18 protein-coding genes are annotated in these 20,135 nt (G+C 43.6%); 12 read left to right on the top strand and 6 right to left on the bottom strand.

Annotation, left to right across the window (positions count from 1 at the left end; genetic code table 11):
• Window positions 1-57: 57 nt before the first annotated feature.
• The 7 genes from K1X84_13960 to K1X84_13990 all read left to right on the top strand — a co-directional run bounded on the left by K1X84_13960 (window position 58) and on the right by K1X84_13990 (window position 5,253).
• The gene (locus K1X84_13960; GenBank protein MBX7152731.1) at window positions 58-657 is read left to right on the top strand and encodes a uracil-DNA glycosylase; all 600 of its coding nucleotides are present in this window, start codon (window positions 58-60) and stop codon (window positions 655-657) included.
• A gap of 36 nt (window positions 658-693) precedes the next feature.
• Entirely contained in the window at window positions 694-2,166 is a 1,473-nt protein-coding gene (locus tag K1X84_13965; protein ID MBX7152732.1) for a sodium-dependent transporter, read from the top strand.
• A 15-nt stretch (window positions 2,167-2,181) separates the two neighbouring features.
• Entirely contained in the window at window positions 2,182-2,295 is a 114-nt protein-coding gene (locus tag K1X84_13970; GenBank protein MBX7152733.1) for a MetS family NSS transporter small subunit, read from the top strand.
• Window positions 2,285-3,322, top strand: a complete 1,038-nt coding sequence (holA, locus tag K1X84_13975; GenBank protein ID MBX7152734.1) for a DNA polymerase III subunit delta — start codon at window positions 2,285-2,287, stop codon at window positions 3,320-3,322. The genes K1X84_13970 and holA overlap by 11 nt, the downstream gene beginning before the upstream one ends.
• Window positions 3,323-3,393: 71 nt before the next feature.
• A complete protein-coding gene (locus K1X84_13980; protein ID MBX7152735.1) occupies window positions 3,394-3,972 on the top strand; it encodes a sigma-70 family RNA polymerase sigma factor in 579 nt (192 codons plus the stop codon).
• A gap of 10 nt (window positions 3,973-3,982) precedes the next feature.
• Entirely contained in the window at window positions 3,983-4,468 is a 486-nt protein-coding gene (gene moaC / locus K1X84_13985) for a cyclic pyranopterin monophosphate synthase MoaC (GenBank protein ID MBX7152736.1), read from the top strand.
• Window positions 4,469-4,482: 14 nt separating this feature from the next.
• Window positions 4,483-5,253, top strand: a complete 771-nt coding sequence (locus K1X84_13990; protein ID MBX7152737.1) for a DUF3108 domain-containing protein — start codon at window positions 4,483-4,485, stop codon at window positions 5,251-5,253.
• A 1-nt stretch (window position 5,254) separates the two neighbouring features.
• Here the strand turns inward: K1X84_13990 and K1X84_13995 are convergent, their stop codons facing one another.
• Entirely contained in the window at window positions 5,255-6,043 is a 789-nt protein-coding gene (locus K1X84_13995) for a hypothetical protein (protein MBX7152738.1), read from the bottom strand.
• 124 nt (window positions 6,044-6,167) lie between these two features.
• Window positions 6,168-7,577, bottom strand: a complete 1,410-nt coding sequence (locus K1X84_14000; protein MBX7152739.1) for a hypothetical protein — start codon at window positions 7,575-7,577, stop codon at window positions 6,168-6,170.
• A gap of 304 nt (window positions 7,578-7,881) precedes the next feature.
• On the opposite strand from K1X84_14000, the gene K1X84_14005 reads away from it, so the two are divergent.
• Both K1X84_14005 and K1X84_14010 read left to right on the top strand, forming a co-directional pair.
• Window positions 7,882-10,347, top strand: coding sequence for an ATP-dependent Clp protease ATP-binding subunit (locus K1X84_14005; GenBank protein ID MBX7152740.1), 2,466 nt, complete (start codon window positions 7,882-7,884; stop codon window positions 10,345-10,347).
• A gap of 29 nt (window positions 10,348-10,376) precedes the next feature.
• On the top strand, window positions 10,377-10,901 hold the full coding sequence (locus tag K1X84_14010) for a hypothetical protein (protein ID MBX7152741.1): 525 nt from the start codon (window positions 10,377-10,379) through the stop codon (window positions 10,899-10,901).
• Between the two features lie 70 nt (window positions 10,902-10,971).
• On the opposite strand, the gene K1X84_14015 is transcribed toward K1X84_14010, so the two are convergent.
• The 4 genes from K1X84_14015 to K1X84_14030 form a co-directional block, all read right to left on the bottom strand.
• On the bottom strand, window positions 10,972-12,291 hold the full coding sequence (locus K1X84_14015; protein ID MBX7152742.1) for an MFS transporter: 1,320 nt from the start codon (window positions 12,289-12,291) through the stop codon (window positions 10,972-10,974).
• A gap of 199 nt (window positions 12,292-12,490) precedes the next feature.
• A complete protein-coding gene (locus K1X84_14020) occupies window positions 12,491-13,948 on the bottom strand; it encodes an aminoacyl-histidine dipeptidase (GenBank protein ID MBX7152743.1) in 1,458 nt (485 codons plus the stop codon).
• A 24-nt stretch (window positions 13,949-13,972) separates the two neighbouring features.
• Window positions 13,973-14,347 (bottom strand): PqqD family protein, encoded by a 375-nt coding sequence (locus K1X84_14025; protein ID MBX7152744.1) that lies wholly within the window; start codon window positions 14,345-14,347, stop codon window positions 13,973-13,975.
• Window positions 14,347-16,317, bottom strand: coding sequence for an oligopeptide transporter, OPT family (locus K1X84_14030; protein ID MBX7152745.1), 1,971 nt, complete (start codon window positions 16,315-16,317; stop codon window positions 14,347-14,349). Before K1X84_14030 ends, K1X84_14025 begins: the two co-directional genes overlap by 1 nt.
• 339 nt (window positions 16,318-16,656) lie before the next feature.
• Here K1X84_14030 and K1X84_14035 point away from each other — a divergent pair, with 339 nt between their 5' ends.
• From K1X84_14035 to bshC, 3 genes are read left to right on the top strand one after another with little or no spacing between them, the layout of a single operon-like run.
• Window positions 16,657-17,148 (top strand): response regulator, encoded by a 492-nt coding sequence (locus tag K1X84_14035; GenBank protein ID MBX7152746.1) that lies wholly within the window; start codon window positions 16,657-16,659, stop codon window positions 17,146-17,148.
• 34 nt (window positions 17,149-17,182) lie between these two features.
• A complete protein-coding gene (locus K1X84_14040; protein MBX7152747.1) occupies window positions 17,183-18,454 on the top strand; it encodes a radical SAM protein in 1,272 nt (423 codons plus the stop codon).
• A 47-nt stretch (window positions 18,455-18,501) separates the two neighbouring features.
• Window positions 18,502-20,133: a bacillithiol biosynthesis cysteine-adding enzyme BshC gene (gene bshC / locus K1X84_14045; protein ID MBX7152748.1), complete on the top strand. Its 1,632-nt coding sequence runs from the start codon at window positions 18,502-18,504 to the stop codon at window positions 20,131-20,133.
• The last annotated feature ends 2 nt before the right edge of the window (window positions 20,134-20,135 follow it).

Below are 20,135 nucleotides of genomic sequence, written 5' to 3' on the forward strand. Positions count from 1 at the left end.
AACATACCAAAGACATCCGGATTGGCCGCTGAATCGAAACCTCAGGAAATAACACCGATGAAATCTTCCGCCGTCAGAAACGATGCTTTGCCGACACTGGACGAATTAAAGGCAACGGTATCCGGTTGTAAAAAATGCGATCTGTGTAAAACGCGCACGCAAACTGTTTTCGGATCGGGCAATCCCAAAGCAAATTTAATGTTTGTCGGTGAAGCGCCGGGAGCGGATGAAGATGAACAAGGTTTGCCATTTGTCGGGCGAGCAGGACAGCTTCTTACTAAAATGATCGAGGAAGAACGTTCACTCGGAATTCCGCGCGAAACTGTTTACATTGCTAATATTCTGAAATGCCGTCCGCCCGGCAATCGTAAACCTAACCCGAACGAAATCGAGCAGTGTGAGCCGTATTTAATTACACAGATTGAATTAATTCGCCCAAAAATCATTTGTGCCTTAGGGCTCACGGCAGCCAACACGCTTTTACGGAATACGTTGTCCATGACTGCAATGCGCGGAAAGACTTTTGATTATCACGGTGTCCCGCTTATTGTAACGTATCACCCTGCCGCACTTTTGCGCAATCCCAACTGGAAAAAACCAGCATGGGAAGATATGTTGCTCTTGAAAAAAATGCTCGAAGATTTGAAAAAAAACTGATGATATAATTGCCTTTTAACTCCACTTCAGGTGTCCATGGAAACACAAAAACAGCAGGAAACGTTTACATCACGTTGGGGACTTCTACTGGCAGCGCTCGGCATGGCCGTCGGCACCGGCAATATCTGGCGATTCCCGCGCATTGCGGCACAGAACGGCGGTGGTGAATTTCTGATTGCCTGGGTTATTTTCTTATTCACTTGGTCGGTTCCGCTCTTGATTGCAGAATTTGCCATCGGCAAGCATACACGCAAAGGAACCATCGGTGCTTTTGGAAAATTAATTGGTGAAAAGTATGGATGGATGGGAGGATTTGTTGGTTTTTGTACATTTGCAATCATGTTTTATTATTCTGTAGTCACCGGGTGGTGCCTGAAATATTTGTCAGTTGCCGTGACGAGCGGTTTTACCGCGATGACGCCGGAAATATCCAAACAGACATTTGCAGTTTTTATCGACTCGTATCAGCCGATCATTTTTCATGTGATCACCATGGGGCTTGCTGCCTGGATCATTTATCGAGGAATAGCATCAGGATTGGAAAGAGCCAATAAAGTTTTATTGCCAGGAATTTTCATTGTATTGATCATTTCGGCCGTTTGGTCGTTGACTGAGCCGAATGCACGCGGCGGGCTTGAATTTTTCTTTCATCCGGATTTTGAAGCGCTGGCCGATTATAAAATCTGGCTTGAAGCTTTGACGCAATCAGCATGGTCGACAGGCGCCGGATGGGGATTAATTCTGACGTATGCCGTATACATGAAACAGAAAGAAGATGTTGGATTAAACTCTTTCGTCGTAGGATTTGGAGACAACTCAGCATCTCTTTTGGCCGGTATCGTGATCTTCTCTACTGTATTCTCTCTTGTGCCCGGCGATGCGGCCATCTTATTACAATCATCTGGTCGGGCAAGCACAGGCCTTACGTTTGAATGGCTGCCGGCGTTGTTTAGCGAAATGCCAGGTGGATTTATTTTTGCTATTATGTTCTTTCTTGCGCTGTTTATGGCCGCATTCAGTTCGTTGATTTCTATGGTCGAATTGGCTGTACGTAATTTCATGGATGCCGGGATGGGAAGATCACGGGCGATTATTTACGTCGGCATCGCCGGAGTTATTTTTGGGATTCCATCGGCACTGTCGTCTGATTTTTTTGAAAATCAGGATTGGGTGTGGGGCATTGGTCTGATGGTCAGCGGTATGCTCGTTGCCTTTGCTGTCATTCGATACGGAGTCGATAAATTCAGGACAGAGCTAATCAATGGTGAAGGAGCTGATTTCAAAATCGGTAAGTGGTACAACGTCGTAATATTGGTGCTCATTCCATTACAATTTATTGCCATGATCAGCTGGTGGTTCTACAAAGCCATCAGCGATTTTGCTAAAGACGATTGGTGGGATCCCACCAATATCTACAGCGTCGGAACATGCGTGGTACAATGGTTGTTGGTGATTGTATTGTTCATGATTTTTAATAAAAAAATAATGGGGCGTATTCTCCGTCAATAAACCAAGGATACGAAAATGTCCTTTGAATCTATTCTTGTCATGATCTTAATTCTTGGCCTCAATTGGGGTGGCTTTGCGTTGTGCCTCGCTTTTGCTTTACGAAAAGAGAAAACGAAAAATGGCGCGTGACGACAAAAGCCTGACGTACACAAAAGCGTTACAGGAAATAAAAAAACAACCGCTCGGATCGGCTTATTTTTTTTACGGTGATGAAGTTTTTTTGGCCGATAATTTAAGCGATGCCATTGTTCGGAAAATTTTTCAATCGGATAAAGACGATTTCAATGTGCATCTTTTTTACGGAAAAGAATCACGTTCAGAGGATATTCTGAATAACGCCATGAGTTTTCCCATGCTCGCTGACCGCAAAGTTGTTATCCTCAAAGATGCCGAGCAATTGGAAAAAAACGGCCGCGATACGCTGGCCAAATATTTTGAAAACCCACTCGACACGACTGTTTTTATCGTTATTTCATCCAAGCCCGATTTCCGCCAAAATTTGTTTAAGAAACTGAAAGATTCGGCCGTTTGCGTCGAATTAAAGAAGCTAAGGGATAATGAAGTTCTGGCATGGATTGAATCGTTCGCCGAATCGAAAGGCAAAACGATCAATGCCCGTGCGGCGATGTTGCTGGCATCTAAGGTTGACGTGTCGTTGCGTGAACTTTCAACTGAAATGGAAAAGCTGGCAACCTATGTCGGGACGCGCGCGGAGATCAACGATGAAGATGTCGAAACCGTCATTGGCGTATCGCGGCAATTCAACGTATTCGAATTGTGTGCAGCGGTCGGTCAAAAAAATTTTATGAAAGCATCCGGCATCATGACAAACATGATTCGGCATGGCGAGCAGCCTGTTGGAATGATCGCGATGATGTACCGGCAGTTTATGATTTTGTGGAATATTTGCGAAATGTGTGAAAACGGGCGTTCAATACCTGAAATCGAAAAAACACTGATGAACCAATTCAGAATTTATCCGAATTTTTTCCAGAACGACTACTGGCCTCAGGCACAAAAATTTTCAGTAGCTGAAATTCACAAATGCATGGGGTTTTTACTTGAAGCCGACTCAGACATCAAATCGAGTTCGATCAAGGATGATATGATCATGCATCAACTGTTATTTAAATTGACTCAGACGGCTATGATATGAATGAACGTAAACCTGCGGACAAGGTCGATATAAAAGATCTTATCCGCACTCCTCATCTCGTGCGGCAAGCGATGGTTTCGTATCAGGAACTGTCGGATGAAGATGTCATACGCCTTTTTCAGCAGGGCGACATGGCCGCGTTTGACGTGATTGTGGGCCGTTATAAAGAACAACTTTTGAATTACGTTTTTCAATTTGTCGGCGAGCGCAGCGATGCTGAAGATATTGTCCAGGACACGTTCGTAAAAGTTTTTAAAAGCAAGCAGGCTTACAAACAGATTGCCAAGTTTTCGACGTGGATTTATACCGTCGCGGGGAATTTTGCCAAAAGCGAATTGCGAAAAAGAAAACGACAGCGGCAACAATCAATTTCCAGCCTGGCTACCGGCGAAAAAGAATTCGAAGTAGTCGAGACGCGTTTGAATTCGGATGATATCACCGACTCATCTGTGAAAAAGGATCTGATTCGTCAGGCCATCAAAGAATTGTCGCCCAGATACCGTGAGGTCATCAAACTGCGCGAGATCGAACATTTGTCGTACGAAGAAATAGCTCAACGTACCAAGCTTTCTCTTGGAACGGTCAAATCTCGCGTCAATCGGGCTCGTACTCAATTGCAACATAAGCTGGGTTTTTTACGTGAAAAATAAATCAAAAAAGATGTCACACGTTGATGCGCATGGACGAGCCAAGATGGTCGACGTTACAAAAAAATCGGATACTTTTCGTAGAGCGACCGCTTCAGGTGTAGTGCGTTTGTCCGGCGAAGCTTTCCGTCAATTGAAAAAGAATCAAATAGCCAAAGGTGATGTACTCACTATCGCCAAAGCAGCCGGTATTATGGCGGCCAAAAAAACATCGGCGCTCATTCCGTTGTGTCACCCGATTCCGCTCACGCATGTCGATGTTGATTTTGAGTTAATCACTAAATCCAGATCCGTCAGGCTCACGGCAAATGTTACGACCACTCACAAAACAGGTGTGGAAATGGAAGCGCTTACGGCTGTATCCGTCTCCGCGTTAACCATTTACGACATGTGCAAAGCGGTGGATAAAGGCATTGAGATCGATGCAATTGTTTTAGTCCGAAAAGAAGGCGGTCAAAGCGGCGTCTATCAAAGAAAAAAAATGAAAAAGAATAAATGAAAGGAAGAATTTTTTTGATTTTTTTCCGAAAGTTTGTTTGTGTTGTTGTATTCGTAAGTTCCCCGGTTTTCAGCCAACAATGGGTGGGGGAAAGCAATGATTATAAACTCACGTATCTTTCCATTTCAGCCGTTTCAATTTCACTTTCCATTCCGGAAATCGTGCAGGTTGATAATAAAAAAGCCTACCGAATCGTAGCAGTCTCAAAAACTACAAGTTTTTTCTCTCAGTTTTATTCCCTGGAAAACAGATACGAAACACTGGTAGATTTTGAAACAGGCTTGCCGATACAGTATCATAAATATATTACGCAAAAAACTATCAAACAGGAATTGATAACGCAATACGATCACATTAAAAATATCGCTCATTACGAAGGCGGGAAATTTCAGGAAGCGTTTGACATTCCCGTGCAGGAAAATACACATAATTTTTTCTCAATGATCTATTCATTCCGAAGAGAATCGCTTCAAGTAGGCCAGATTTACAGGATGAACCTTGACGTTGAAACGGAGCCGTGGAAAGTAGAAGCTAAAGTTGTACAAAAGGAAAAAATAGAAGCGGTCGATCAGGAGTGGGATGCATTCAGGGTGGAATTTAAATTTATTCCTACTCAGGAAGAGGTTAAACGTAAAAAAACCGATATCCTGACGCGCAGATTGGCAACAAGTAAAACGCGGCTTATTTTCTGGATTGCCGAGGCAGCGCCGCATCCGTTCTTGAAGATTGAATTCGAAATGTCACCTTTCAGTGCGTATACAAAACTCGTTGAAATGAAGCAGTGACTTATTCCGTACGAAAAATACGTTCCATATATTTAACGTAAGCTTTTTCATTGACGGGACAGATTTCAGGAATGACCGAAATAGCAATATCGTAGTTGAAGTAGGCTTTTGACGCCGAGAGTTTCAAAAAATCTTCTTTGAATTGCCAATCTTTGTGAATGGCCGGGTTGATCTCTTTCGGAAGTTTGTGCAGCACGCGTTCGATCGCTGTGTGACCATAACATGGACATGATTTATAATCTTCGTTGGTTTTTTCAAGAAAGGCGGCCATAGCAGGTTTATCGATGACATATGCACCCTGTTTTCTTTTGCCGAAACCATACCAAACGCGAGACGATAATTGATAATGTGCGTATAAAGGATCTCGCCAGCGTAAGTAAATGTTACGTTCGTAGCAGCCGATAAAATCCGGAAATTTATGCAGCTTGCTGGTTCCGCAAAAATCGTATTCACTTAGTGTTTTACGATGTCCCCAATAGGTTTTGTAACACGTGTACCAGATTTCAAAATCTTCCTTCCGTATCGCATCGCCTTTGTAATACATTTTTGTACTTTTCCAAAGGCCAACGATTGCAAACAATCGATCGAATTTAGGAAAGTCGGATTTGAAATGAATTGTTCGATATAAACTCACACCACGCTCGTCGACCAATTCAACAAAATGTTTGTTTTGACGCGCAAGCTCTAAGGCGTTTTCAAATTTCGGCGAATTGCTGAGTTCGAATTCTAATGCCAGATACCAGCCGCGATCAATCCATTTAATAGTTTCAAGAGCTTCGATGGTACTCAAAAATTTTTTGGTTAAGTAACAAAACAGAAAAGCTGTTCAAGAAACCAATATGTGTTCAAGTTCTAGAGTTGAAAAACAATAGAATTGCATAGCAGTTTCTTAAACAGCTTTATTTTAAACTAAATTATTTTTTCTGATCGCCAATGGGCAATTGCAATTGTAATCCGACAAACGGAGTGATATAGCGTTTCGCTTTGAATCCGTTATCCGTTTTCACGAAAGTCCATTTGTAATCAAATCCCGTTAACAAATAGGGGTAAAGTTTATAAGCGATGATCATGTGTGCAATGGAATTCTGATTAAATTTGAACGCATCGCCTAATTTATCGAGATAACCTTTATCGTAGCTGCCGTAAATCACAGTTTGTGGGATCAGATCGGGCGCAGACAAACCTAAATGTATAAACGCACCGTCGGTTTTTTTCAATTTGTCCGGTATTGAAATGCCTCCGAGAACCTGAACTTTATTGATCAGATTAGCGAAAATTTCTCCGTAAGTTCCCTGCACACCTTGAGCTGAAATCAAATTGATGGCTTTGCGATCTTTATTGATTTCATAGACGGCGTCAAAATATTGCGGTACGAAGTTGTCGCTGTAAAAACGGCGTTCCAGCTTCATACCCATATTGAATACATCGGCAACGAAATTAAATCGGAAGTTTGTTCCAATCGCCAATCCTTGCCCGGCGCCATATTTTGAATCCGAAGCAATTGCATTGCCTTCCTCGTCCAAAACCACTCCATTGCGCAAATCATCTTTGAGGTCGGAATTTTTTATGATACGGGCGTATTCGATGTACGGTGTGATTTGTACCATTTTATTTTCAAGCACGGTCATGCCGATGTCAGCGCCCATTTCCGTGACGCCGTACTGAATATTTTTGTCGCCGTCGGTGATGTACGTAATACCGACTTCCGTTGTCTTGATGATCGGGATATCGGATGTCTTCAAAGGACGTGCATACGGGCGAACGCCAAAAATATTGAATCCATTAAAATCACTGTAAACGCCTTCGACGCCGAAACGCAGGTCGTAATTCAAATCGTAATTCACGCCGACCTTACGTTTTTCAAAACTGACAGCGTTGGTATAGTTATACATCGTAAGGCCGTAACCAAGATACGATCCTGAAATGTCGCCGACGCGTACGTAGACGGGATCTTTATGCTTCACACCATATCGCAAGTAGCGAATGATACGCAAAGGCCCGACACCGCCTTTGTATTCATCCGTACGCAATTTGCCGTCCGATGTATTGAAAAGAAGGGGAATATCAAAACCGGCGCCGAATTTACCAAATGCAAGTTCCGGTTGCAGGCGCATGCTGATGAAATTTTGATCACCGATTCTGGTAAAGCCGATCGGTGCGGTAAATTGGCTGTACCCTGATCCGTCGGATGGCCCTTGAAAAGTAAAACCGCTGTTTTCCTGAGAATCCGAACCGCCTTCTTCTTGTGCCACTACTGGAAGTGACCAACTTAATACAAGAAAAAAAAGTCCGAATGCTATCTTCCCGCTTTGAAAAAAGCGCATACAAATCTCCCGGTTAAAGTTAACTGAAAAATTCAACGTTGGATGCAAATTTCGGGTTAAAAGGTAAATTGAACGTGCTATAAAAGCAACTGGTTTTTAATACTTTAAAACGTATTTCAAGCGAATTTTTTCAAAATGAATGCGTTAAATAATATACGAAACCACTAACAAAGTTTCATGTTTACAAGGTTAAATTGCTTGACTATCGTAATTGCTTTGTCTATATTTTTTTGTATCTTAACGGTGTAGTGTCATTACTCTTTCGACGGGCTTACACTGTGTTTTTACAGCAGAATGGAGTAGTATGAAAAATAACTTTTCCAGCCGGGTTCAACTGGTCGTCAAATTATCGCAAGAGGAAGCGATCCGTCTCGGGCATGATTATATCGGAACAGAGCACTTGTTGCTTGGACTGATTCGCGAAGGCGAAGGCGTGGCCGTTAAAGTGCTGAAGAATCTGGGTATTGATCTTGAAAAATTAAAACGCACGATTGAAGATATGGTCAAGCCGGTTACTGAAAATACGATCATCGGCAATCCTCCTTTGACCAAACGCGCTGAAAAAATCCTCAAATCGACTTATCTTGAAGCTAAAAATTATAAATCCGATGTGATTGGTACAGAGCATTTGTTGTTATCCCTTGTGAAGGAAAAAGATTGCCTAGCCGCGCAAGTCTTGGCGATGTTTAACGTTGAATACGAAACCATCAAGAGGGAGTTGACGAACATTATGAGCGGTACATTTACCCCCAACAGTCCTACCAATAAGAAAACCGAACCCCGCAAAAGTAAAACACCGGCACTGGATCATTTTGGACGCGATCTGACGCAGTATGCCGAAGAAGGTAAACTCGATCCGATCATCGGGCGCGAAGAAGAAATCGAACGCGTAGCGCAGATTCTTTCTCGGCGCAAAAAAAATAATCCCGTATTGATCGGTGAGCCCGGCGTGGGTAAAACGGCGATTGCGGAAGGACTGGCCCTGCGTATTATTCAGAAGAAGGTTCCACGGGTATTGCACACTAAACGTGTCGTGACGTTAGACGTCGGCGCATTGGTGGCTGGTACGAAATACCGCGGGCAATTCGAAGAACGCGTCAAAGCGATCATGAGTGAATTGGAAAAAACCGACGATGTGATTTTGTTTATTGACGAATTGCATACGATCGTCGGCGCCGGCGGCGCCAGCGGTTCGCTTGATGCTTCAAATATGTTCAAACCGGCTCTTTCACGCGGTGAACTGCAATGTATCGGGGCGACAACTTTGGATGAGTATCGCCAATATATCGAAAAAGACGGCGCTCTGGAACGCCGGTTCCAGAAAGTCATCATTGATCCTCCCACCGTCGAAGAAACCATAGAAATCTTACGTCAAATCAAACATAAATATGAAGAGCATCATCACGTTCATTACACGGACGAAGCGCTCGTTCAGGCGGTCAAATTATCCGACCGGTATATTACGGACCGTCATTTGCCGGACAAAGCGATCGATGTGATGGATGAAAGCGGTTCACGTTCGCATATTATGAATATTGTTGTTCCGCAGCACATACTGGATGTAGAATCCGAAATCGAACGCGTGCGCCAGGAAAAAGACAGCGTCATTAAGAATCAAAAATTCGAAAAAGCCGCTGAGTTGCGTGATATCGAAAAACGATTGAACGAGCAACTGCGTGTTGCCAAAGAAGAATGGGAAAAACGTGAGGATAACCAAACGGTCACAGTCGGTGAGCACGAAATCGCACACGTAGTGTCGATGATGACGGGCATCCCGGTCAATCGTGTCGCACAATCTGAATCTGAAAAATTGTTGCAAATGGAAGAGGTGTTACGCAAACGGATCATCGGTCAAGACGAAGCCATTAAAGCCGTGACGCGCGCTATTCGCCGCACTCGCGCCGGATTGAAAGATCCTAATCGCCCCATCGGATCGTTTATTTTTCTGGGTCCTACGGGCGTTGGTAAAACACAATTTGCCAAAGAATTGGCGAGCTATCTTTTTGAAAGCGCCGAAGCGTTGGTGCGAATCGATATGTCAGAATACATGGAAAAATTTTCCGTGAGCCGTCTCGTTGGGCCGCCTCCGGGTTATGTCGGCTATGAAGAGGGCGGTCAATTGACTGAAAAAATCCGGCGTAAACCGTACAGCGTCGTATTGCTTGATGAAATCGAAAAAGCTCATCCGGATGTATTTAACATTCTTTTGCAGGTCCTGGATGACGGTATCCTTACCGACAGTCTTGGCCGTAAAGTCAGTTTCAAAAATGTTGTAGTAATTATGACGTCCAATATCGGGGCGCGCGATATGAGTAAGAGTTCCGCGTTCGGTTTCTCCGCTAAAAACGACGCCGAAGATGAATACACACGCATGAAGTCAAAAGTGGAGGAAGCCACTAAAAAACTCTTCAATCCTGAATTTCTCAATCGAATCGATGAAGTGATCGTGTTCCGTTCGTTGAGTAAAGAAGATGTTTTACGAATCATCGATGTGTCCATGGCTGAAGTTGACAAGAAATTAAAAGAGCGTAACATCATGGTGACATTGACCAAACCTGCAAAAGAGTTTATCGCCGAAAAAGGGTTTGATCCTGTGTATGGTGCGCGACCTTTACGTCGGGCTATTCAGAAATATCTTGAAGACCCGGTGGCTGAACAGCTACTGAAAGGTGTATTTACCGACGGGACGCATATCGAAGTCAAACTACGGGACAATGAATTGGAATTTACCGAAGCCAAAGGTGAACCCGCGCCGGACGAAGTTAATTAATATGAAAACTAAATAAGGAAAAGTACCTGATGTTTGGAAAGAAGAAGAAAAAGGAAGGCGCTCTGGAAGAGGAAGCGGTCGTTGACGTTATCAAAACATTATCGGTCAATGACGGCGTTACAGTAGAACGTATCAACTGGGACGGTTCAATCAGTCCGGTTGCCGGACGCGTGACTCACGTCGGATCGGAATTCCATTCTTTTGCGATGGTGGAAGAAGGTACGGGCGATGCTATTGAATTTGATATTGCTTCAGGTGATATAGCCGGAATCAAACGTATTGCGATAAGCATTGATCTTGATGAAAATCAAACTGAAAGTTACATGGAAGTCGATGCCATTATTGAAATGCTCGAAGCGCTCGATCACGGCGATATAGTTTCCGTATCGTATTACGATGATTACAAAGGCAAAGGCGTCTCAAAGACCGGTGCCATTACGCTCAAGGATGAATACAACAAACTTTTTGCGATCGAGTATGAAGAAAACGGTACAAAGTTAGAAAAACATTTCGATCTGAATAAAGACAGGATTATCGATATTATTATTTCGTAAAATTATTTTAAAATAGACATAAAAAAAGCCCCGATTCATCAATCGGGGCTTTTTGTTTTAGAAAATTTTATTATTTCATCGTAATCGTTTCCAACCCATGTGCATTCGGGCCGGTTTCATTTTTGCGAAGCAAAAAGGCGAACATTAAGCCCAAGAAACCCAGCGTCGAGAAAAGCAACATGCCTAAAGCGTATCCTTGAGGGTTTGTTGCGTCGGCCTTGGAAAAATCATTAGCCATACCGATAGCGAGATTGAATGCAAAGAATCCGATCTGTTGGATTAACGTCATGAGTGCATAAGCGGTTCCAAGCCGTTTTTCCTCGACAATATACGCCACCGACGGCCACATTACTGCAGGAATCAGTGAAAATGCAATGCCCATCATCGTTACAGGCAGCCACAGTGTAATTCCCGTATAGGCCATGATCAGATAGACCGGCATTAAAAGCAACGAACCGAACATCATCAGGAGTGCACGTTTGCCGAATTTGTCGGCTATCAGACCGAATAACGGTGTGACAAACATGGCCGACATGGGCAATAAACTATTAAAAAATCCTGCAGAACTGCGCGCTAATTCTTCTTCAACTCCGATAAAATGCGTGTCCATAAAAAATTTGATCGCGAATGTGCGAAAGGGGAAAATGGCAGAGTAAAACGTAAAACATAAGCCGACGATAAACCAATACGACTTGCCGAATTTAAATAACGAACTGAATTCCAATTTATCCGTCTGTCCTGCCACGCCAAGCGTGTATCTTTTCTCAGCTACGTTTTCCAACCACCAATAAACAATTGCACTGGCGACACAGATCACGCCGGCTCCGACTGCGATCATCAGAGGACCGCGCCAGCTCGGATCGGCGTGGGAGCCACCGGGATAAAATGCCCATGAAGCCCAAGAGGGAGAATTATCTGCTGCGACGGATGCGAGACGCGCAATCGTAAGATTAATTCCAAATGCAAAACTGAGTTCTTTGCCTTTAAACCATTTGGCTAAGGCGGTAGTTACGGCTACGATCAGAGATTCAGCGCCGAGTCCGAGGATTGTCCGACCGGCAATCATCATCCAGAAATTGCCATCGATGACCATCAATGCGGCGCCTACAAGGCATAGTACCGCAAAAACAAACATTGATTTTTTGGTGCCGATCCGATCGATGATAATACCGCCAATAACTAGAGTTAGAACCGCGGCGATACTGTAACTGGAGTTCAGCCAACCTACATTTTCATTAGTAAAACCGAGTTGTTGAATAAATATATCCACGAGCGGATTAATACTATCATAGATATAATAATTGCCAAACATCGAAAGGCTGGCAAATAATAGAACGATCCAGCGAAAGATTTTGGAGGGCTCAGTACGGGTATCAAGTGGTGTTGTCATTAAAATTGAATCCTTGCAAGTAGCTCGAGTCAGTTAGAGTCCGTCCTACGGACGAAAGTTTAATTAGTTGCAGAAGTCTTATTCAAAAACGTGCTCATTTTACTAATTAAAACGGTAAAAATCCTATAAAAATACATGAAAATAAAAAATACCGCCGAGGCGGTATTTTTTTAAGATTTTCAAACCATTTCAATGCGGGCTAATTTACATTTTTTAATATTGCAAGAAGGAAATGATAAAACTTCTCAACGGTATCAATGTAAATTTTTTCATCAGGAGAATGAACGCCTTCGAGCGTGGGTCCGAATGATAGCATATCCATGCCAGGATATTTCTCTCCTATGATTCCGCATTCCAATCCGGCGTGAATGGCTTTCACCGCAGGTTCTTTTCCGTAAAGATTTTTGTAAGTCTGAACGGCTGTTTTCAAAATCGGTGAATCCAGATTCGGCTTCCATCCGGGATAGCCGTCGGTCTGTTTGAAGGCTGCGCCGCCCATCGAAAATACAGCTGCATGGGTTTGCAAAATCTCAATAATTTCAGATGCAACGGAACTACGTTGGCTGGTGGTTAAGACGACCGAACTCTTTTTAGTTTCTAGAACAGCAACGTTCGTAGACGTTTCGACCAAACCTGGAATATCGGCGCTCATTTTTGTCACACCGTGCGGCAAAGCGCTGATGGTTTGAAGAATTTTTTCCTGCAACTGTTTTTTGAAAACCTTCACGGTTTTCTTAACGGTAGTTTCTGTCAAACTGATGGTGAGATCGGGATCCACGGTTTTGATTTCCGCTTTGATAATTGATTCAAAATTCTTAACGATCTCGAGAGATTTAGCAAGTTTTTTTGCAGGAATAAATGCGATCGCTTCGGCTTCGCGTGGAATGGCATTACTTTTATTGCCGCCTTCCATCGATGCAATGCGTGCGCCCATCTTATCCAATTCCATCAAGATACGATTCATGATTTTCAGAGAATTACCGCGTCCTTTGTCGATTTCGAGACCGGAGTGGCCCCCTTTTAAACCACGAACTTGTAACAAGACCGGCGTATGATTTTTCGGAATACGTTCACTGACAATTTTCCACGTTCCGATGGTATTGCGTCCGCCTGAACATCCGACGTACAAAGCGCCTTCTTCTTCTGAATCAAGGTTCAGCATTGTTTTGCTATCAAGAAGACTGGAATCAAGATTGGTTGCGCCTGTCAAGCCGGTTTCTTCATCCACGGTAAATAAAAACTCCAACGGTCCATGCTCCAGGGAACGGTCTTCCATGATCGCAAGATTGGTAGCCACGGCAATACCATTGTCTGCGCCAAGCGTCGTACCGTTCGCCATAATCACGTTGTCTTTTCGTACCAATTCGATTGGATCTTTAAAAAAGTCATGGGTTTTGTCTTTATTTTTTTCCGTTACCATGTCAAGATGTCCTTGCAACGCGATCATGGGGACGTTTTCACGCCCCGATGAAGCAGGCTTTTTGACAACAACGTTGCCCGATTTGTCTTTTTTTGCGGGTAAACCAAGTTTCTTGGCAACGTCCATGACGTAACGGATCATAGCTTCTTCATGTTTAGACGGACGTGGAATTTTTGCAATTTCAGAAAAATATTTCCAAACAATTTCCGGTTTTAATCCTTGAATAGCCGAGTCCATAATTTTCCTTTCATTCGTAATATTTTACGAATTCAATTGTAATTCCTTTGACAGGTTGAGAAAACCGTCTTGACTTAATTTAGCAACAAATGAACCTACGCGTTCACGCATCGATTCGACAGAGTCGTTATAGCGTTCATGCATTTGGTGTACGATCGATTCGATGGTCGTTTGCCCGTCACATTGCAGCCACACGAAGCTTCCGTACGCATCCAACTTCACTTTGAAATTCGGTTTCGCCAGCATCGGTACGAGCCACTTGACCGTGTATTTGCTCTTGAATTTAGGTATGATCAGCGTAACCAGTTGTTCATCACGCATTTCCCATTCAAGCCTTCGCTCCGGGCATTGTTGCAGGAACGAAGGCTCTTCATAGAATTTCTTTTTTTTAGACATCATTACATAACCGCTGACGGTGGAGCAGGTTCATCCGGTTTACCGGCATTTTTGACCGGAATTTGAATCAAGACATAAGCGATAATGGCAAATATCAAGAGACTGATATAGAACGACGGATGTTCAAAAATACTGAACAGCGGCGTTTCCGTAAATGCAAGCGTGGCAAAAAGCAATCCGATCAACGCTTCTCCGGCGATTAAACCGGCAGCCAGCAATACACCGATGTTTTCAACACGGGCTTTTTGCGCGGCATTATGTTGTTTTTTCTCATTGATTCGTTCGACCATGCCTTTGATCACGCCGCCGATAAAAATGGCAAACGTGGTCTCTAAAGGCAAATACATGCCGACGCTGACCAACATCGGGCTTCTGACCTGCATCAGAATAAATCCAACGCCCATCAGCATACCGACGATGATCAAAGGCCAAGCCATTTGTCCACCCACGATACCTTGCGATAATAATGCCATCAAGCTGGCTTGCGGAGCCGGGAGATTTTTGCCTCCAAAGCCTGTACCTCCCGATAAAATATCACCTTGATGCAATACGACGAGTGGAAGGAACATTACGGATGCGGCAAGCGCAATTCCGATAAGATCACCAATTTGCATTCTCCACGGTGTTCCTCCGAGGATGTGTCCGACTTTAAGGTCTTGAAGCATTTCGCCGGCGACGGCTGACGACACGCATACGACGGCCGCAACGCCGAGTACGGCTGCAATACCTGTTTGGCCCGACATTCCCAGCGCAACCATTAATAATGCAGCAACAAGCAACGTTGATAAAGTTAATCCCGAGATCGGATTATTACTGGAACCGATGATACCGACCAGATAACCTGAAACGGCAGCAAAGAAAAATCCGGCAATAATCATGACGATAGTTGCAACCAGAGCGGCTACAACGTTGCCGGAGAAATAATTATAAATGAAAAAAGTAGCAACGGCCGAAGCAAGAATACCGCCCATAATCCATTGAAAACTCAAATCTTTTTCTGTGCGAATTGCTACGTGTTCGCCGGTCGCAGCTTTTTTGACGTCGCCGATTGAGCGGCGAATTCCCGTTATTAAACTTTTACGCATGCGAAACAGTGTAAATCCCGCACTGACCAACATGCCACCGATAGCAATCGGGCGTACAACATAACGCCATACGTTCGTAGCCAAAGCGATCCATGTGCCCTCATCGACAGTACCGCCTTCAGGAACTAAAGTCGGAAGCAAAGATGGTGCAAGGAAGTAGGTAATGATTGGTACAAAAAGCCCCCATGCCAAAAGACCGCCGCTGAAGTTGAGCGAAGCGAGTTTCGGTCCGATAATATATCCGACGCCAATGTACGCCGGGCTGACGCCGGGAGAACTCAGGAGCATACCTCCTTCAGCCGTAGGCGTTCCGCTTGCGCGAAGATTAATCGCCGCTTTGGAAAACGAAATCCATTTTTCCCATGTAGTAGCAAAAAATTTGAATTGGCCTAATGCCTGAATCAAGGCTCCTAAACCCATGGCTGAGAAAAGAAACTTCGCTCCGGTTCCTCCGGACCGTCCGGCTTTATGAATTTCAGATGCGGCCACAGATTCTGGAAAAGGAAGTTCTACGTCTTCAACCATAACACGCCGCAATAAGGCTACGAACATAATACCTAAAACACCGCCGGCAAGCATGATAGCGGTTGATTCAAAGTAATGTCCGGTTGTAGCAAATTCAGTCCATATTCCGGCAATATAAAACGCCGGTATGGTAAAAATGGCGCCGGCTGCAACCGATTCGCCGATCGAACCGACGGTTCGTGCAAAATTTTCTTCGAGAACAGAACCCTTCATGATGCGGAGTAAAGCCATACCGATCACGGCAGCAGGATAGGTTGCGGCGATTGTCATACCGGCTTTAAGACCCAGATAAGCATTCGCTGCGCCCAAAATGACCGACATGATCAAACCAATCAATAACGCGCGCAACGTGAATTCTTTCATATCCGAATTCACCGGCACGTACGGTTGATATCGCGGTGAGGAACCAGCTGAGGGTGTAACATCAGCCATAAGCAGTTCTCCTTAATGTGTGTTTTTTAAAGTGCGATGAGCTTTATCGTTTGGAATTGACAGGTATTGTGTGTCGCTTACGAAGCGATTTGCGCAAGGCGTTGAAAAAATAAACGGCAATAAAATAGACACTGAACTTTTGAAAGTCAAATAGTTTTTAAGATTGAATAGAAGCTTTATATCGAATAATCGTTGATTTTAGTTGCAAAAATAAATACACTGTGCGGTAATTTTTCTACTTGTACGTGGCCTATAGTTTTTGAGGTAGATATGACGGAAAATCGTAAACCGACGATTTTGATCGTTGATGATGAAGTTGAAATCCTTAAAATTCTAAAAAAAACTCTCGAAGATGACTATACTATTATAACTGCTTCGAGAGCGAAAGAAGCTTTGTTGAAACTGGATTCCGTTCAGGTCATTCTCTCGGATCAACGTATGCCGGAAATGACCGGTTCAGAATTTCTCAAAAAAGTCCGTGAAACACATCCTGATATCGTGCGCATTATCATGACGGGATATTCTGACATGAATGCATTGATCGAATCGGTCAATCAGGGTGAGATTTTCAGATACATGAGCAAACCGTGGGATATGGAGACTTTGTTTTCTATCGTTCGGACGGCCGTCGAGAAGTATGAAGATAATATCCGTCAGCGTCAAATGGAACAAGACAATGAAGCCCTTCGACGTCACTTGGCACACGCAACTGAAGAATTGAATCGTTCTCGCGATGAATTGAAAAAGCTTCGCGGCCGCTGATTTCCCGCCTTTTATTTGAACCATAAATCTTCTTATGAAAATTCCGAATATTTTATGCAGCGATCGCGACGGACAGATTTTTGATTTGCCCGGTTATGCCATGGCGGGCAAAAGCGCCCGTACGATCATGCCGATCGATCCGTCTCAGTTGATCGAACTCCCTGAAGGCTCTCAATTATATTATCTGCCGGGACGGAAAGCGGCCGGATATAGCCGCACGAACAACAAACTGACTTTTGTCGATGACGCTTTTGCAGTGGCGGCTTATATTCCTCCGGCGTACACGCATTTTCTGCATGCCGCCTATCAAATGACCGATCAGGCGACTGAATTGCCGTTATTTTCATTCACAGCGGTCGGCTGGATGGACGACAAATTTTACGTTCCGGCTGTGCGGATCGATCCGCAAATCAAACATCAGCCGGTCATTTTCAATGCGGAAGAAATTCGCCGTAAAGTGCATGAAAAAATCGCCGCATTTCCGAACAACCGTCTTGTTGAGCATCATGGTAATAAATGTGCGATCGAATACGGATGCGCCAATGCCAGAAATTATTTTCTCAATCGATGGGAAGCGCCCATCGCCGTGGCCGGCGCCTGCAATGCCAATTGCCTCGGGTGTATTTCTTTTCAACCTAAAGAATCAATTCCATCCCCGCAAAACCGATTGAATTTTTTACCGAATTTGGACGAGATCGTCGGAATGGCCGTGCCGCATCTTGAAACAGCCGAAAAAGCGATTGTTAGTTTCGGTCAAGGTTGCGAGGGTGAACCGCTGTTGCACGGTGAATTGATCGCCGAAGCCATTCGCGCGATTCGAAAACGTACTGCCAAAGGCATTTTGCATATTAATACGAACGGAAGCCGCCCGGAAACGGTGGAGAAACTTTTTAAAGCCGGAATGGACAGTATTCGTGTAAGCTTAAATTCAACCCAACACGATTTGTACGAACGTTATTACAAACCTAACAATTATTCGCTCGATCACATTATCGAATCGCTGATGACTGCGCGTCGGTTGAAAAAATTTTCCTCGATCAATTATCTGGTATTTCCCGGTATCACCGACAGCCATCGGGAAGTTGCCAGCCTTTCAAATGTGATCGAACGCACGCAACTTAATCTCATTCAATGGCGTAATTTGAATATTGATCCCGAATGGTATCTGGATGAAGTATGCCATGATTATTATGACGATGCGATGGGTCTTTTATCAATGATGACCAAATTACGTTCTGACTTTCCTCATTTATTATTCGGTTATCACAACCGTGATCGTGATGCCATTCAGGAAGCGGTTTTGTAGCGAATAGACGAGAAAATTGAAATTTTAATATTAATACAGGCGGCATAATGAAAACGTTATCGTTCAAAGACATTCCAGGTTCAGGGAAATTATTTCTGGATTATATGTATCAATTCTCAAACGTTCAGAGCTTGTATTCTGTATCGCCTGATGATGCGGCCGCACAAGAAACTTTGTTATCCCGCCTAGCCTCAAAAAAAACAGATCGCAAACAAGTATCGCAAATTTTGGCAAGACAAAATCAAACATTCGGTGCAAGCGATTTGACATTAGAAAATATCAAAAAACTTGAAAATCCTAACACTGTTGCTGTTGTAACGGGTCAGCAGATGGGGTTATTTACCGGACCTCTGTACACCATTTATAAAAGCATTGGAACTATCAAGCTTTGTGAAGTCTATCAGAAAAAATTTCCTCAGTACGAATTCGTTCCGGTTTTCTGGATGGAACTCGAAGATCATGACTTCGATGAAATTCGCCATGTTCAGTTGTTATCGGTTGACAACGATCTGAAAAAAATTTCATACAATGGGAACGATCCCGGTAATGTGATTAGAAATCCGGTTAATCAATTGCCAATTACTGAAGATATATCGCGGGTTTTGGATGAAGTAAAATCAGTTCTCTATACGACCGATTTTACGCACGAATGGCTGGGTTTGATAGCAAAAGCTTATCAGGGAACATCGCTTTCACAGGCTTTCGGAAAAATGTTAACTGATTTGTTGGGGCCCTATGGATTGATCATGATGGATCCCTCGGATATTGAATTCAAAAAAATAGTAGCGCCGGTTTTTCGTAAAGAGATCGAGCACACGGATCGCATTCATCAGCTTTTGCAAACGCAGAGCGAAACACTGAAACAAAGCGGCTATGAAGCGCAGGTAGAAACGGCTCCATCGAATCTTTTTATGCTCGATAATGGTCCGGAAAAACTGGCTATCAATGTTGAGAAAAAAAATAAATTTCGTTTGAGTGCCGGCGATATCGCATCCGAAAAAAACGCCATTTCTAAAATTCTTGAATCATCGCCCGAGCGTTTTATTCCTAATGTTGTATTACGTCCGATCGTGCAGGATACTTTGTTGCCTACGTTTGCCTACGTCGCCGGACCGGCTGAAGTGGCTTATTTCGGTCAATTTAAATCTGTGTATGAGTTTTTTGAAATACCGCAACCGATGATCGTACCGCGTCCGTTTGTTACAATTTTAGAAAAGAAAAATGCCAAAGTGTTGGATAAATACACGATTGAATTGCTTCAGGTATTCACACATTCCAAAACGCTTGTCGACCAGGTAACCATGCAGCAGTCTGGCGTACCGATCGAAGCGGTGTTTGGACAATTTGTGGGTCAAATGAACAACCAGTTTAAAGCGCTGCAAAAACAATTGACTGCAATCGATCCTAATTTAAAAGGTGCATTGGAAACGGCACAGCAAAAAGCCGATCAGGCATTACAGGTTTTAAAAACCAAAACAATCGAATCGGAAAAACGCCGCAATGAAGTTCTGGTCGATCAAATCCGCAAATTAATTCATCACCTTTATCCGCATCACAATTTTCAGGAACGTGAGCTCAACGCATTATACTATCTCAATAAATACGGCCGTGATTTTATTAAACTGCTTCACGAACGGTTAGATGTAACGACCAAAGACCACCAAGTGATTGAATTGTGAAA

Source organism: bacterium (genome assembly GCA_019695335.1).
Lineage (GTDB): Bacteria > CLD3 > CLD3 > SB21 > SB21 > JABWBZ01.